The sequence below is a fragment of the Micromonospora sp. WMMD1102 genome, assembly GCF_029626265.1.
Taxonomy (GTDB): domain Bacteria; phylum Actinomycetota; class Actinomycetes; order Mycobacteriales; family Micromonosporaceae; genus Plantactinospora.
Genome location: NZ_JARUBN010000001.1, coordinates 1,479,116 through 1,494,080, shown reverse-complemented (window position 1 = coordinate 1,494,080; position 14,965 = coordinate 1,479,116). Strand labels below are relative to the sequence as shown.

11 protein-coding genes are annotated in these 14,965 nt (G+C 72.4%); 6 read left to right on the top strand and 5 right to left on the bottom strand.

Annotated elements, in window-relative coordinates; translation table 11 throughout:
- Nucleotides 1-158: 158 nt before the first annotated feature.
- From O7626_RS06845 to O7626_RS06835, 3 genes are all read left to right on the top strand, one after another.
- The gene (locus O7626_RS06845) at nucleotides 159-935 is read left to right on the top strand and encodes a DUF998 domain-containing protein (RefSeq protein WP_278060313.1); all 777 of its coding nucleotides are present in this window, start codon (nucleotides 159-161) and stop codon (nucleotides 933-935) included.
- Nucleotides 936-1,284: 349 nt separating this feature from the next.
- Complete coding sequence (locus O7626_RS06840; protein WP_278060312.1) at nucleotides 1,285-2,598, top strand: dicarboxylate/amino acid:cation symporter; 1,314 nt, start codon at nucleotides 1,285-1,287, stop codon at nucleotides 2,596-2,598.
- A 122-nt stretch (nucleotides 2,599-2,720) separates the two neighbouring features.
- Nucleotides 2,721-3,788: an NADH:flavin oxidoreductase/NADH oxidase gene (locus O7626_RS06835; protein WP_278060311.1), complete on the top strand. Its 1,068-nt coding sequence runs from the start codon at nucleotides 2,721-2,723 to the stop codon at nucleotides 3,786-3,788.
- Nucleotides 3,789-3,906: 118 nt separating this feature from the next.
- On the opposite strand, the gene O7626_RS06830 is transcribed toward O7626_RS06835, so the two are convergent.
- The 5 genes from O7626_RS06830 to O7626_RS06810 form a co-directional block, all read right to left on the bottom strand.
- Entirely contained in the window at nucleotides 3,907-4,746 is an 840-nt protein-coding gene (locus O7626_RS06830; RefSeq protein WP_278060310.1) for a DUF4081 domain-containing GNAT family N-acetyltransferase, read from the bottom strand.
- Nucleotides 4,747-4,828: 82 nt separating this feature from the next.
- Nucleotides 4,829-5,857, bottom strand: coding sequence for a LacI family DNA-binding transcriptional regulator (locus O7626_RS06825; protein ID WP_278060309.1), 1,029 nt, complete (start codon nucleotides 5,855-5,857; stop codon nucleotides 4,829-4,831).
- 90 nt (nucleotides 5,858-5,947) lie between these two features.
- Nucleotides 5,948-6,868, bottom strand: a complete 921-nt coding sequence (locus O7626_RS06820) for a carbohydrate ABC transporter permease (protein ID WP_278060308.1) — start codon at nucleotides 6,866-6,868, stop codon at nucleotides 5,948-5,950.
- 46 nt (nucleotides 6,869-6,914) lie between these two features.
- Nucleotides 6,915-7,844 carry a sugar ABC transporter permease gene (locus O7626_RS06815; RefSeq protein WP_278060307.1) on the bottom strand — a complete coding sequence of 310 codons (930 nt, stop codon included), beginning with the start codon at nucleotides 7,842-7,844 and terminating at the stop codon, nucleotides 6,915-6,917.
- Between the two features lie 15 nt (nucleotides 7,845-7,859).
- Complete coding sequence (locus O7626_RS06810; protein ID WP_278060306.1) at nucleotides 7,860-9,161, bottom strand: extracellular solute-binding protein; 1,302 nt, start codon at nucleotides 9,159-9,161, stop codon at nucleotides 7,860-7,862.
- 182 nt (nucleotides 9,162-9,343) lie between these two features.
- On the opposite strand from O7626_RS06810, the gene O7626_RS06805 reads away from it, so the two are divergent.
- From O7626_RS06805 to O7626_RS06795, 3 genes are all read left to right on the top strand, one after another.
- Nucleotides 9,344-11,476: a beta-galactosidase gene (locus tag O7626_RS06805; RefSeq protein WP_278060305.1), complete on the top strand. Its 2,133-nt coding sequence runs from the start codon at nucleotides 9,344-9,346 to the stop codon at nucleotides 11,474-11,476.
- Between the two features lie 202 nt (nucleotides 11,477-11,678).
- A complete protein-coding gene (locus O7626_RS06800) occupies nucleotides 11,679-13,256 on the top strand; it encodes an arabinogalactan endo-1,4-beta-galactosidase (protein ID WP_278060304.1) in 1,578 nt (525 codons plus the stop codon).
- 34 nt (nucleotides 13,257-13,290) lie between these two features.
- A complete protein-coding gene (locus tag O7626_RS06795; RefSeq protein WP_278060303.1) occupies nucleotides 13,291-14,880 on the top strand; it encodes an arabinogalactan endo-1,4-beta-galactosidase in 1,590 nt (529 codons plus the stop codon).
- The last annotated feature ends 85 nt before the right edge of the window (nucleotides 14,881-14,965 follow it).

The window sequence follows — 14,965 nt, the reverse complement described above, 5'->3', positions numbered from 1 at the left end:
CGGCGGGTCGTGGTGATCGACCCACACTTTAGGGCCTGCCCAACGGATCCTCTACCGGCTGTCGGGCGGCGGGATAGGTTTGGCCACATGGTGCAGGCACACGTCCTCCGGGAGACCGACGTCGATGGCCCGGTCGTCGGAGGGGCCGGCGCCCAGCGGTGACGGCGGTCAGTCGGCCGGCCGTCGCGTTCGGCGCCGCGGCCTGCGTGCTGGTCGGCACGGTCGCGGTGGCCGTCGCGGTGTTCGCCGGTCCGGCTCCGGACCTCGGCGGGTACGTCAGCGAGGCCGGCGCCTCGGGCAGCAGCACGGTGTGGCCGTACCGGATCGGCCTGCTGGCCGTCGCCGCCGGACAGGTACTGCTCGGCGCGGCCCTGCCCCGCTGGCTGCGGTTGGCCTCCGGGCTGCTTCTGGCGAGCGCGGTCGCGACGGCGCTCTCGGCCGGGGTGAGTTGCCGGGCCCAGTGCCCGTTGCCGCCCTTCGACCGGGTGACCCTGGCCGACCTGGTGCACGGCGGTGCCAGTATCGCAGCGGTGGCGGGCACGGTCTTCGCGATGCTGGCCGTGGCCGGACCACCGCGCGACCTGTTCCCGTTCCCGGCGCCCCGGGGCGTGGCCGGGACGCGGCCGGTCGGCGGCCCGCCGCCCCTGGACGACGCGGTCGGGACGGGCCGGTCGGCCCCGGCGCTGCGCCGGCTCTCGGTCGTCGCCGCCGCTGTCGCGCTGCCGCTGTCGGCGGTCGCCGGCCTGGCCCTGCTGCTGGTCGGCCGGGGCGTCCTGACGGGTGCGGTCGAGCGGCTGCTCCTGCTGGACCTGGCCGTCTGGGGGGTGGCCGCCGGGCTCATCCTCGGACTCGCCCGGGAGCCCGCCGCGTCCCGGGCGCCCGCCGCGCCGTCCGGCCGTGCCGGGGGCGGGCCGCCGGAGAGGTACCCCGGATGACAGCCGGCCTGTCGGACAGCCGTCCCAGGTGAGCTGTAAGGCGTCTCACCAAGATCTGTCCTTTCGTTGCCGGCTCCGGCGTCGTATCGTCAGCGGACGATGACCAACGTCTGGTTCCTGACCGTGCGCCTGTATGTCGATCTCCGACTACAGGCCAGCGGTTGCTGTCGCGGCTGACGCGTTCCCCCCGCAGATCAGAGATCGCCTCCGGCGTAGATCACGGATCGAGAGATCAACAGATCACAGATCGATAGATCCACGGATCAGAGATCACCGACCGCAGCCCGCCGATCCGGCGCCCTCGGCGGCCAGTACCCCGCCCGCCGGATCCAGACGTTGGGACCTCCCGATGATTTCCGCACTTCGCAGAATTCCGTTCTCCGTCCAGATCCTCGCCGGTCTGGTGCTCGGTGTCGCACTGGGTTACCTGGCCCGGGCCGGCGACATCTCCTGGCTCGGCACCACCCTCGACCAGATCGGTGGCATCTTCGTCCAGTTGCTCCGGCTCGCCGTGCCGCCGCTGGTCTTCACCGCCCTGGTGGTCAGCGTCGTCAGCCTGCGCGGGGTGGCCAACGCCGCCCGGCTGGCGTTGAAGACCCTGCTCTGGTTCGGCATCACCGCGCTGATCGCGGTGAGCGTCGGCATCGGGCTGGGTCTGCTGACCAACCCGGGCCGGGGCGTCACGCTGGACGTCGCCGGTGCCGAGGCACCGGAGCGGACCGGATCGTGGACCGACTTCCTCACCGGGATCATCCCGGAGAACCCGGTCGGCGCGTTCGTCGAGAACAACGTTCTCCAGATCGTCTTCCTGGCCGTTGTCGCCGGCATCGCCGCGCTGCTGGTCGGCCAGGCCGCCGAGCCGTTCGTCAACTTCAACCGGGCGCTGCTGGCGATCACCCAGAAGGCGCTCTGGTGGCTGATCCGGCTCGCCCCGCTCGGCACCCTCGGGCTGATCGGCCACGCCGTCGAGGCGTACGGGTGGGACCTGCTGGCGCCGCTGGCCAAGTTCACCACCGCGGTCTACATCGGCTGCGCGATCGTGCTGCTGGTGGTCTACCCGCTGGTGCTGCTCGTCGCCGGCAAGCTCAACCCGCTGCGCTTCTACGCCGGCACCTGGCCGGCGATCGAACTCGCCTTCGTCTCCCGCTCGTCGGTCGGCACCATGCCGGTGACCCAGCGCTCGGTGGAGCGGATCGGCGTGCCGCGCGAGTACGCCTCGTTCGCCGTGCCGTTCGGCGCGACCACCAAAATGGACGGCTGCGCCGCGATCTATCCCGCGCTGGCGGCGATCTTCGTCGCCCAGGTCTTCGGGGTGAGCCTGAGCCCGCTGGACTACCTGCTGATCGCCTTCGTCTCGGTGGTCGGCTCGGCCGCCACCGCCGGACTGACCGGCGCGCTGGTGATGCTCACGCTGACCCTGAGCACGCTGGGCCTGCCGCTGGCCGGGGCGGGCCTGCTGCTCGCCATCGACCCGATCCTGGACATGATCCGGACCGCCACGAACGTCGCCGGGCAGGCCCTGGTGCCGACCGTGGTCGCCGCCCGGGAGGGCGTACTGGACCGGGCCGCGTACGACTCGGCCGGCCGGCGGGAGCTGCTGGACGAGGAGCCGCCGACCGGGCGGCCGACCCGGGACCGGGACCCCGCTCCGCAACCGGCCTGACGCCGGCCCCGTCGGTCCGTGGTCTCCCACCGTCGGCTGTCCGTCGGCGGTGGGAGACCGTCGGCGGTGGGAGAGCATTGCAGCTCGGCGCCCCGACCGGGGCGCCGGAGGAAGAGGCGAGGATGAGTGTGCTGTTCAGTCCGTTGACGCTGCGCGGCCTGACGCTGCCGAACCGGATCGTGATGTCGCCGATGTGCCAGTACTCGGCCGGGCCGGACGGGTTGCCGACCGACTGGCACCGGGTACACCTCGGTGCCCGCGCGGTCGGCGGGGTCGGGATGGTGATCAGCGAGGCGACCGCGGTCGTGCCGGAGGGCCGGATCAGTCCCCGGGACACCGGGCTCTGGTCGGACGCGCACGTCGACGCCTGGCGGCCGGTCACCGGGTTCGTCGCCGCCGCCGGGGCGGTGCCGGCGGTGCAGCTCGCGCACGCCGGCCGCAAGGCGTCGACCTACTGGCCCTGGTCGCCGACGAAGGGCGGGGTGCCGGACGCCGAGGGTGGCTGGCCGCCGGTCGGGCCGGGGACCGAACCGTTCGCACCGTCCTACCGGACACCGGCGGCACTGGACCGGGCCGGACTCGACCGGGTTGTCGAGGCGTTCGGACAGGCCGCCGGCCGGGCGCTGGCGGCCGGGTTCCGGGCCGTCGAGGTGCACGCCGCACACGGCTACCTGCTGCACGAGTTCCTCTCCCCGCTGGTCAACAAGCGCACCGACGACTACGGCGGTGACCTGGAAGGGCGGAGCCGGCTCGCTGTCGAGGTGACCCGGGCGGTCCGCTCGGCGGTCGGCGACGCCGTACCCGTGCTGGTCCGGATCTCGGCCACCGACTGGGTGCCGGGCGGCTGGACGCCGGCCGACAGCGTGCTGCTGGCCGGGCTGCTCGCCGAGGCCGGCGCCGACCTGGTGGACTGCTCCTCCGGCGGGGGCGTGCCGGAGGCCGAGATCCCGCTCGGTCCGGGCTACCAGGTGCCGCTGGCGGCCCGGGTACGCCGGGAGAGCAAGGTGCCGACCGGCGCGGTGGGACTGATCAGCGCGCCCAAGCACGCCGAGGCGATCGTGGCGGGCGGGGACGCCGACCTGGTGCTGCTGGGCCGGGAACTGCTGCGCGACCCGTACTGGCCGCGTCGCGCGGCGCAGCAACTCGGCGCGGCCGTGCACACTCCGGAGCAGTACCTGCGGGCCTGGTGAACACCTCCGCCGCCCGGACCGGCGCGGCGGCGAGGGTGCCTCGGATCAGCACGGCAGAGCTGCCTGAGAACAGCACGGTCGCGAAGCTGCCTCAGAACAGCACGGTCGCGAAGGTGCTTCAGAACAGCACGGTCGCGAAGGTGCCGACCGAGCGGAAGCCGCAGCGTTCGTAGACGCGGCGGGCCGGGACGTTGTAGTCGTTGACGTAGAGGCTGACGGTCGGGGCGACCCGGGCCAGCGCGTCCCGGACCACCGCCGCCATCGCGGCGACGCCGATCCCCCGCCCCCGCCAGGCGGGATCGACCCAGACCCCCTGGATCTGCGCGGTGCGCCGGGTGACGACCGCCAGTTCGGCCTTGAAGACCACCTGGCCGTCGACGATCCGGGCGTACGCCCGGCGGGCCCGGACCAGCTCGGCCACCCGCTGCCGGTACGCCCGCCCGCCATCCTCGGCCAGCGGCGACACGCCGACCTCCTCGGTGTACATCGCCACCGCCGCCGGGAACAGCGCGTCGATCTCGCCGGTGCGCACCGGGTGTACCTCCGGGTCCGGCGCCACCTGCGGCACCGAGCCGGTCATCAGCAGCGGCTGGTTCGGGCGTACGTCCCGGGCCGGTCCCCACCGCCCGGAGAGCCGCTCCCAGAGCCCGAGCACCCCGTCGGCCCGCCCGACGATCGACGAGCAGGTGCGTTCCTCGGCACCGAGCGCCTCGGCGAAGGCGGCGATCGCCGGCCGGCCGGCGCAGACCGGGGTGACCTGCCCGCCGAGCCAGCAGACGGACTCGAGGTTGTCCCGGGTGCCGTAGCCGAGCACCCGACCGTCGGCCCGCCACCAGGACAGGCCGTTCGCGGCGACCCGCTCGGCCACCTGCGCGGCGGCGAAGGGGTCGAGGTCGAGGATCCGCTCCACCGCGCCGCGCTCGGCCTCTCCGAGCTGGCGTACCGGCACCATCAGCACGCCTTCCAGCGTGCCAGATCATCGAGCGCGGAACCGGGCGGATCACCGTGCCCGCCCCGGGCAGGTCCGGACATCCCGGTCGTTACGCGGACTCCCGGACCACCAGCTCGGTGGGGAGGATGACCGCGGCGTGCGAGTCGCCGGCCAGGTGGCCCAGGAGCAGCCGGACCATCTCGGCGCTGATCCGGGCCCACGGCTGCCGGATCGTGGTCAGCCGGGGTACCGAGGTGCTGGCGACCTTGGAGTCGTCGAAGCCGCCGACGGCGACGTCCTCGGGTACCCGTCTGCCGGCCCGGTGCAGCGCGGCGATCGCGCCGGTGGCCATCAGGTCGGAGCTGACGAAGACGGCGTCCAGTTCGGGCGCCTGGCGCAGCAGCCGTTCCATCGCCGCCTCGCCGCCGTCCGAGGTGTAGTCGCCGGCCACCACCAGCCGGGGGTCGGTCTCGCCGAGCACGTCGTGGTAGCCGGCGAGCCGGTCGACGCCACCCGAGGTGTCCAGCGGGCCGGTGATGGTGCCGATGGTCCGGTGTCCCCGGGAGCGCAGATAGCTGACCATCTGCCGGGCTCCGCCCCGGTCGTCGGCGGCGACGTAGCTGACCTCGCGGTCCCAGCCGAGCGGGCGGCCGACGGCGACGAAGGGCAGCCCCCGGGCGTCCAGCTCGTCCAGCAGCGGGCTGCCGGCGTGGGTGGAGATCACCAGTGCCCCGTCCACGTGCCCGGCGGTGACGTACCGGCCGACCCGCTTGCGGTCCTCGGAGGTGCCGGCGATGGTCAGCAGCAGGGTGATGTCGTGCTCGGCCAGCTCCTGGGTGCAGCCCCGGAGCAGGATGTTGAAGTTCGGGTCCTCGAAGAGCCGGTCCTGCGGCTCGGAGAGGATGAAGGCGACCGAGTCCGAGCGCTGGGTGACCAGGCTCCGGGCGTGCTGGTTGAGCACGTACCCGGTCTTGCGGATCGCCCGGCGGACGGCCTCCAGCGCGGGGCCGCTCACGTTGTGCCCGCCGTTGAGCACCCGGGAGACGGTCCCCCGGGATACCCCGGCCACCGCCGCCACGTCGTCCATGGTCGGGCGGGGCCTCGTCCGGCGGGTACGGCTGCGGTCAGGCGCGGTCACCCTGTCATTGTCCCTGCGTCCGCACCCGGCGGCGGCACCGGAGCTTGTGACACGGCTCGCCCCCGCCCCGTCGCCCGCCGCCACGCCCCGTCACGCCTTGGTCGCGCCGGAGAGCAGGTCGATCCGCCAGTAGCGTTGCAGCGACAGGAAGAGCGCCACCAGCGGAATGATCGACACCAGCGACCCGGCGATCACCAGCCGGTAGAGCGCCGGCTGGGTGTTGCCCTGGTTGAGCAGCGTGTAGAGGCCGAGCGTTACCGGGAACCGCTCGTCGTTCGCGAGCATGATGAACGGCAGCAGGAAGTTGTTCCAGATCGCCACGAACTGCAACAGGAAGACGGTGACCAGGCCGGGCACCATCATCGGCAGCGCCACCCGGCGGAAGATGCCGAACTCGCCCGCCCCGTCGACCCGGGCCGCCTCGACGACCGAGTCCGGCACCGCCGCCGCCGCGTAGATCCGGGCCAGGTAGATGCCGTACGGGCTGACGATGCTGGGCAGCAGCACCGACCAGTACGTGTCGGTCATCCCCACCTTCGCCAGCAGCAGGTACTGCGGAACCGCCAGGGTGATCTGCGGCACCAGCACCCCGGCCAGCAGTACGTTGAACACCACCGCCCGGCCCGGGAACCGGAACTTGGCCAGGGTGTAGCCGCTCAGCCCGGAGACGGCCGCGGAGAGCGCCGCACCGACCCCGGCGTAGAGCAGGGTGTTCAGCATCCACCGCCAGAACAGCCCGTCCCGGTACGTCGAGACGTCGGCGAGGTTGCCCGGCAGCGCGTCGCCGGGGGCGAAGGTGGAGCTGGTGAAGAGACTGGCCGCGTCCTTGCTCGCGGCGACCAGCACCCAGGCCACCGGCAGCAGGCAGTAGAGCGCCCCGACCAGCAGGACCACGGTCGGGACCAGTCGGCCGAGCCGGCCCGGCGCGGGCGCACCGCCCGCCGGGTCGCGCGCCGGCAGTCCGGCCCCGGCGACCGTGGCCGGGGTGGAGACGGTGTCGGTTCCGGCCATCGCTACCGCTCCTGTCCGGCCATTGCTGCTGCTCGTCCGGCCATCGCTACTGCTCCTGTCCGAAGGCCCGCCGCTGCACCAGGCGCAGGAAGCCGAGCGACAGCACCAGGGTGGTCGCGGCGAGCAGCACCGAGGTGGCCGCGGCGGCGTACCGGTCGTCGGTGGCGAAGGCGTCCCGGTAGACCTTCATCAGCGGGGTCCAGGTCGACGGGATCGAGTTGGTCATCGGGGCCAGCGTCATCGGCTCGCTGAACACCTGCAACGTGGCGACCATCGTGAACAGCGTGGTCATCACCAGGGCCGGCGCGAGCAGCGGGATCTTGATCCGGAGGGCGATCTGGATCTCGTTGCAACCGTCCAGCCGGGCCGACTCGTACAGCTCCGGCGGGATCGCCCGGAGCGCGGTGTAGAGCACGATCATGTTGAACCCGACGCCGCCCCAGAGGGCGATGTTGACCACCGCGTAGAAGACCGCGTCGGTGCCGAGCAGGTCCGGCTCGGGCAGTCCGAACCGGGCCAGCAGGTCGTTGAGCGGACTCGTCGCCGGCAGGTAGAGGAAGCCCCAGAGCAGGCTGGCGATCACCGCCGGCACGGCGTACGGCAGGAAGATCGCGGTACGGCTGAACCGGGCGAGCTGGGCCCGGGGCCGGTCCAGCAGCAGCGCGAAGAGCAGTGCCAGCCCCAGCATGGTCGGCAGCAGCAGCGCGCCGTAGCCGAGCACCCGCAGCACCCCGGACCAGAGTTCTGAGTCGGTGACGGCGTTGCGGTAGTTCTCCAGCCCGGCGAAGACCTCGGTCCGGGAGCCCCGCCCGAGCCCCAGCCCGGAGACCCGGACCTTGCGCAGGCTCAGATATCCCGCGTACCCGATCGGGGCGAGGAAGAAGGCGAGGAACAGGATCACCGCCGGGGCGAGGAAGACGTACGGGATGCCCGTACGTCTTCCCCGGCGGCGCACCCCGGGGGTGGCCGTTCGCATCGAATCTCCGTTCGGTCAGCCGGCGATGGTGAAGCCGTTCTTGCGCATGTCTTCCACGGTTGCGGTCTGCATCGCGTCCACCGCCGCGCCGAACGGCGTCTTGGCGGTGATCGCCCTGCCGAACGCGTCCTGGTAGGTCTCGTAGGTGACGTTGACGTTCGGCCCCCAGGTGACCCCGGCGGCGGTGTCGGCGATCTGCTTGGCCAGCGGATAGAAGTCGGCCTGGTTGGCGAAGAAGTCGGGCGGCGAGGCGAGCGCCGGGCCGGACTGGGCGTCCCGGGCGGCCGGATAGACCGCGCAGTCCCGGACCAGCATGGTGGTGGCGGCCGGGTCGCTGTTCAGCCAGGTGGCGAAGCGGACCGCTGCCGTCTTGTGCTTCGAGGCGGCGGTGACCCCGGTCGAGGAGCCGCCCCAGTTGCCGGTCCTGTTCTCGCCGGCGTTCCACTGTGGCAGCGGCGCCATCGCCCATTTGCCCTTGGTGGCCGGCGCGTTGCCGACGAGCACGCCGGGGGCCCAGACCGCGCTCGGCCAGGCCAGCAGGGTGCCGTCGTTGAGCGCCTTGTTCCACTCCGGGGTGTACATCGGCTTGCCGTCGACCACGCCCTCGGCGACCAGCCCGCCCCAGTAGTCGGCGACCTTCTTCGTGCCGGCGTCGTCGACGGTGACCCGCCAGGACTCGCCGTCGATCGACCACCAGTTCGCGCCGGCCTGCTGGGCCAGCCCGGCGAACCAGCCCGGGTCGGTGGCCGAGAAGGTGGTGAGATGGTGCTTCTTCGTCTTGCCGCGCAGGCTACGGGCGGTCTGCGCGAACTCCTCCCAGGTCTTCGGCACGGTCAGCCCGTACTGTCCGAAGAGGTCGGCGCGGTAGTAGAGCATCATCGGCGCGGCGTCCTGCGGGATCGCGTACACCGCGTCGGTGCCGAGGGTCACCTGCTGCCAGTTGCCCTCGGCGAACTTCTCCTGAAGCGGCTTGGCCTGCTCGGCGATGTCGGCCAGCACGTCGTTGCTGACCAGGGTCGGCAGGGACTGGTATTCGACCTGGGCGAGGTCCGGCGGGTTGCCCGCCTTGGCGGCGGTGAGCAGCTTGGTGACGATGTCCCCGCCGCCGGCCTGCTTGCTCAGCGTCACCTTGGTCTCCGGGTTGTCGGCGTTCCACCGGTCGACCAGCTTCTCGATGTTCGGCGTCCAGGACCAGAAGGTCAGCTCGACCGGGCCGGTGGGCTCCGCCGGGTCGTCGTCGGACGAGGATGTGCAGGCGGCGACCAGGCTGGCGCCGAGAGCCACCGCGAGGATCTTCGCACCGAGCGTACGGGTCATCTCAACCTCTCAGTTTCCGTGGTGTCATCGGCTGGTGATCGACCAGAAACAACTGGGAGCGCTCACAGTCTTGGACTGGCGATCGATCATGTCAAGACACGGTTCAGCACTTGTTCGCCTTGTAGATCCGTGTGCAATCATGCGCACTACCGTTGGGAGCGCGCACAGTACGGAGAGCCCGCATGAGTCAGACCCCGCAACTCGTGGCCGCCGCCGAGGACTCCGCCGGCCGGGCCGGGCCGCTGCCCCGACTGGCCCGGCTGGCGTACGGCGGCGACTACAACCCCGAGCAGTGGCCCGAATCCGTCTGGGCCGAGGACGTCGAGCTGATGCGGGTGGCCGGGGTGAACCTGGTGAGCGTCGGGATCTTCGCCTGGGCGCTGCTCGAGCCGGCCGAGGGCCGGTTCGAGTTCGGCTGGTTCGACCGGCTGCTCGACCTGCTGCACGACGGCGGGATCGGCGTCGACCTGGCCACCCCGACCGCCGTACCGCCGGCCTGGTTCCGGCGCCGTCACCCGCAGGCCCGGCTCGTCGACCGGCACGGGACGACACTAGGCGGCGGGGCGCGACAGTCGTTCTGCCCCAGCTCCCCCGCGTACGCCGAGGCGAGCGCGCGGATCACCGAACAGCTCGCCCGCCGCTACGCCGGGCACCCGGCGCTGGTGCTCTGGCACTCGCACAACGAGTACGGCGGCGCCAACGCGCTCTGCTACTGCGCCACCTCGGCCGAGGCGTTCCGGGACTGGCTGCGTAACCGGCACGACGACGACCTGGACCGGCTCAACGCCTCCTGGGGTACCACCTTCTGGGGCCAGCGCTACTCCGACTGGGCCGAGATCGAGCCGCCGTACGCCGCGCCGACCTCGGTCAACCCGACCCAGCAGCTCGACTTCCTGCGCTTCTCCTCCGACGCCCACCTGGCCAACTTCCGGCGGGAGCGGGACATCCTGCACCGGCTCTCCCCCGGCGTGCCGGTGACCACGAACTTCATGATCGCCAACTGCAAGACCATCGACTACTGGCGCTGGGCCGCCGAGGTGGACGTGGTCTCCAACGACCACTACCTGCGGGCCGAGGAGCCGGACAACCACATCGAGCTGTCCATGTGCGCCGACCTGACCCGGGCGGTGGCCGGCGGCCGGCCCTGGCTGCTGATGGAGCACGCCACCTCGGCGGTGAACTGGCAGCCCCGCAACATCGCCAAGCGCCCCGGCGAGCTGCGCCGCAACAGCCTGGCCCACCTGGCCCGGGGTGCCGAGTCGGCGCTCTTCTTCCAGTGGCGGGCCTCCCGGTTCGGTGCCGAGAAGTTCCACAGCGCGATGCTGCCGCACGGCGGCACCGACACCCGGATCTGGCGCGAGGTGGTGGCGCTCGGCGCCGACCTGCCCAGCCTGGAACCGCTGCGCGGCACCCGGGTGGTCGCCCACGCGGCGGTGCTCTGGGACTGGGAGTCCTGGTGGGCGCTGGAACTGGACTGGCGGCCCTCGGTGGACCTGGACTACCGGGAGCGGATGGCCGCCTACTACGAGCGGCTCTGGCGGGACCGGCTCACCGTGGACTTCGCGCACCCGGAGCGGGCGCTCGACGGCTACCGGCTGGTGGTGGTGCCGAGCCTCTACCTGACCACCCCGGCCGCGGCGGAGAACCTGCGCCGGTACGTGGCGGGCGGCGGGACGCTGCTGGTCTCGTACTTCTCCGGCATCGCGGACGCCGACGACGCCATCCACCCCGGCGGGCACCCGGGGGCGCTGCGCGAGCTGCTCGGGCTGACCGTGCAGGAGTTCCTGCCGCTGCGGTCCGGCGAGACGGTCCGGCTCGGCGCCGACGGCGTCGACCCGACCGGGGAGCTGGTCGGGGACGACTCGGCCGGGGAGCTGGTCGGCAAGCTGGTCGGGGACGACTCGGCCGGGGAGCTGGTCGGGGACGTCTGGGCCGAGGTGGTCGTGCCGGACGGCGCCGCACCGGTGCTGAGCTATCTGGACGGTCCGGCCGCCGGTGGGCCGGCGGTGACCCGGCACGCCCTCGGCTCCGGCCACGCCTGGTACATCTCCACCCGGCTCGACGCCGCCGACCTGGCCCCGGTGCTCCGGGCGGCGTACCGGGACGCCGGGCTGGTCCCGCCGGACGGGATGCCCGCGGGGGTGGAACTCGTCCGCCGGGCCGGAGCCGACGGCAGCCGGTTCCTGGTCGCGGTCAACCACACCGACCGGGAGCTGGAGCTGCCCGGCACCACCGGCACCGACCTGCTGGACGGCACCTTCCACCGGGGCGTCTGCCGGGTGCCGGCCGGCGGCGTACGCGTGCTGCGTTGCTGACCAAGCGCTCGCAGCGCGGGCCCCTTGACATCGATCCACCGTGATGGTTCCGTGAGCGCTCACAACGCACTTCGTCGATATCCTTCGGAAGATCGTCGGTACTGCCAGTTCAGCACGAGACAGAACGGGCTGTGAGCGCTCCCAGCCAGTTGCCGGGACGGACAGGCGTCGCCCGGTGTTCGTCGAGGAGGAACGTGCACTGATGCCTAACCGCAAACTCGCCCTCGGGGCACTCGCGCTCGTCGCCGCCGTGGTCGTACCCGGTCCCGGTCGAGCGGCGGCGGCCGATCCCGGCAGTCCGGCGACGGTGCTTAACCCGGGCTTCGAGGCGACCGCCTCCGACGGGTCCCCGACCGGCTGGTCCGTGCGTGGCCAGCGCTCCGCCAGCTTCGTCGAGCCGGGCGGTCGGAGCGGGGCCAACCGGCTCACCCACTGGGCCGACCGGCCCTACCGGGTCGAGACGTACCAGCGGCTCACCGGGCTGCGCCGGGGGGACCACACGCTGCGGGTCTCGGTGCGCGTCAGCGGCGGCCAGCGCGACGCGTACGTCGCGCTTACCGGTTGCGGCGGCCCGGCCCGGCGGGTCGACCTGCCGCGCACCGGTGCCGAGTGGTGGGTGGAGGTGGCCGTCACCACCCGGGTCAGCACCGGCCGGTGCACCGTGGCACTGGTCTCGGACGGCAACGCCGGGGACTGGGCGCACTTCGACGACCTCGCCGTCACCCCGGCCAGCCGGCCGGCCGGCGCCCCCGCGCTGCGAATCGTCGGAGCCGACATCTCGCACCTGACCAAGAACGAGCACCACGGCGCGGTCTACGCCGATCACACCGGGCGGCCCGGCGACGCGCTGCGGATCCTCGCCTACAACGGGGTCAACTACGCCCGGCTGAAGGTCTGGGTGGACCCGGCCGACGGGTTCAGCGACAAGGCGGACGTGCTGGCCAAGGCCCGCCGGGCCAAGGCGCTCGGCATGGGGCTGCTCATCGACTTCCACTACTCGGACACCTGGGCCGACCCGGGCAAGCAGTTCAAGCCGGCCGCCTGGGCGGACCTGCCCTTCGACCAGCTGCGCGAGGCGCTCTACGCGCACACCCACGACGTGGTGGACAGCCTGCGCCGGCAGGGCACCCCGGCCGACATGGTCCAGGTCGGCAACGAGATCAACGGTGGGATGCTCTGGCCGGACGGGCGCTGGGACAACTGGGACGGGCTGGCCGCGCTGCTCACCGCCGCCAGTACCGCCGTCACCGACGCCGCACCGGGCACGACTGTCGCGCTGCACCTGGCCGAGGGCGGCAACAACGGCGGCCACCGCTGGTGGTTCGACAACGCGGTCAGCCGGGGCGTGCCGTTCGACCTGATCGCCGTCTCGCACTACACGTACTGGCACGGCCCGCTCGGCGCGCTCCAGGCCAACCTGCTGGACCTGACCGCCCGCTACGACAGGCCGGTGCTGGTGGTGGAGACCGGGTACGGCTTCACGCTCGCCGAGCACGACCACCAGGCGAACATCTTCGACGCCACCCTGCAACAGGCCGGCGGCTATCCGGCCACCCCGACCGGGCAGGCCGAGGCGATCCGCGACATGGTGAACACCGTCGCCGCCGTACCGGGTGCGCTCGGTCTCTTCTACTGGGAGCCGACCTGGACGGCTGTCGACGGGGCCGGCTGGGATCCGGCCGACCCGTCCTCCGGGGACGGCTGGGAGAACCAGGCGCTCTTCGACTACTCCGGTCGGGCGCTGCCCGGACTGCGGGTGCTCGGCGGCGCTGCCCGGTGAGCACCATCCCATCCACTCGACGGAAGGAATCCCGATGAGCGGTCCGTCCCATCCGCTCCGTACGGCCGCCGCCGCTCTCGGCGCCGTACTGCTCGCCGCTGGTCTGGTCGCCGGCCCCGCACCGGGTCCGGTCCGCGCCGCCGCCACCATCACCAACCCGGGCTTCGAGTCGTCGGGTGCCAGCCAGAGCCCGCCGGGCTGGTCCGAGTCGTCCAGCTCCGGCCAGCAGAGTGCCAGCTTCACCGAGGCCGGTGGGCGCTCCGGCAACTACCGGCTGTCGCACTGGGCCTCCGGCGCCTACCGGGTGGAGACGTACCAGCAGCTCACCGGGCTGGGCTCCGGGTCGTACACGCTGCGGGCCTGGGTCCGCTCCGGCGGCGGGCAGGTCGCCGCGTACCTGGCGCTGCGCAACTGCGGCGGCGCCGAGCAGCGGGCGAACATCCCGACCACCTCCAACTGGACCCAGATCTCGGTGACCGCCCAGGTCAGCAGCGGGCAGTGCACGGCCGCGGTGGTCTCGGACGCCCGGGCCGGCAACTGGATCAACGTGGACGACGTGGAGTTCACCGGGGGCGGCACCGGGAATCCGGGCGGCAGCATCTCGATCCGCGGCGCCGACGTCTCCACCCTGCTCAAGAGCCAGGACCGCGGCGGGATCTACCGGGACGCCGCCGGCAACCAGCGCGATCCGCTGCAACTGCTGCGCGCGGGCGGCGTCGACTACGCCCGGCTGAAGGTCTGGGTCAACCCCGCCGACGGCTACAACAACAAGGCCCGGGTGCTGAGCATGGCCAGCCGGGTCAAGGCGCAGGGGATGCGGCTGCTGATCGACTTCCACTACTCGGACAGCTGGGCCGACCCGGGCAAGCAGAACAAGCCCGCCGCCTGGAGCGGCTACAACTTCAACCAGCTCCGGGACGCGGTCTACCACCACACGTACGACGTGCTCAGCGCCCTCAAGGCGCAGGGTACGACGGCCGACATGGTGCAGGTCGGCAACGAGATCAACGACGGCATGCTCTGGCCGGACGGGCGGAGCAACAACTGGGCCAACCTGGCCGCCCTGCTCACCGCCGGGGGCAATGCGGTGAAGGCGGTGAACGGCTCCACCCAGGTGCTGCTGCACCTCGCCGAGGGCGGCAACAACTCGCAGCACCGGTGGTGGTTCGACCAGGCCGTCTCGCGGGGTGTGCCGTTCGACGTGATCGGGGTGTCGCACTACCTCTACTGGCACGGCTCGCTGAGCAGCCTCCAGGCCAACCTCAACGACCTCGCCGCCCGGTACGGCAAGCCGGTGCTGGTCGCCGAGACCGCGTACGGCTTCACCCTGAACGCCGACGACAGCGAGCCGAACATCTTCAACTCCTCGCTGCAACAGGCCGGCGGCTATCCGGCCACCCCGCAGGGCCAGGCCGACGCGTTGCGGGCGGTCTTCGACGTCGTCCGTTCGGTGCCGAACGGACGGGGGCTGGGGGTCTTCTACTGGGAGCCGACCTGGACGGCGGTCTCCGGCAACGGCTGGGACCCGACCAACCCGTCCTCCGGCAACGGTTGGGAGAACCAGGCGCTCTTCGACTACGGCGACCGGGCACTTCCCGGGCTCTCGGTCTTCGGCTCGGTCTGATCCGAGGCCCGACCGGTCAAGTCGGACCGGCGTAGGCGGCCCCGCCCGGACCCACCGGGCGGGGCCGCCGTGCCGTGCGTCCCGC

Excerpts from the sequence above, each read along its gene's own strand:
- O7626_RS06840 (WP_278060312.1), top strand. The coding sequence starts at position 1,285 with ATGATTTCCGCACTTCGCAGAATTCCGTTCTCCGTCCAGATCCTCGCC.
- O7626_RS06835 (WP_278060311.1), top strand. The coding sequence starts at position 2,721 with ATGAGTGTGCTGTTCAGTCCGTTGACGCTGCGCGGCCTGACGCTGCCG.
- O7626_RS06820 (WP_278060308.1), bottom strand. The coding sequence starts at position 6,868 with ATGGCCGGAACCGACACCGTCTCCACCCCGGCCACGGTCGCCGGGGCC.
- O7626_RS06815 (WP_278060307.1), bottom strand. The coding sequence starts at position 7,844 with ATGCGAACGGCCACCCCCGGGGTGCGCCGCCGGGGAAGACGTACGGGC.
- O7626_RS06810 (WP_278060306.1), bottom strand. The coding sequence starts at position 9,161 with ATGACCCGTACGCTCGGTGCGAAGATCCTCGCGGTGGCTCTCGGCGCC.
- O7626_RS06805 (WP_278060305.1), top strand. The coding sequence starts at position 9,344 with ATGAGTCAGACCCCGCAACTCGTGGCCGCCGCCGAGGACTCCGCCGGC.
- O7626_RS06800 (WP_278060304.1), top strand. The coding sequence starts at position 11,679 with ATGCCTAACCGCAAACTCGCCCTCGGGGCACTCGCGCTCGTCGCCGCC.
- O7626_RS06795 (WP_278060303.1), top strand. The coding sequence starts at position 13,291 with ATGAGCGGTCCGTCCCATCCGCTCCGTACGGCCGCCGCCGCTCTCGGC.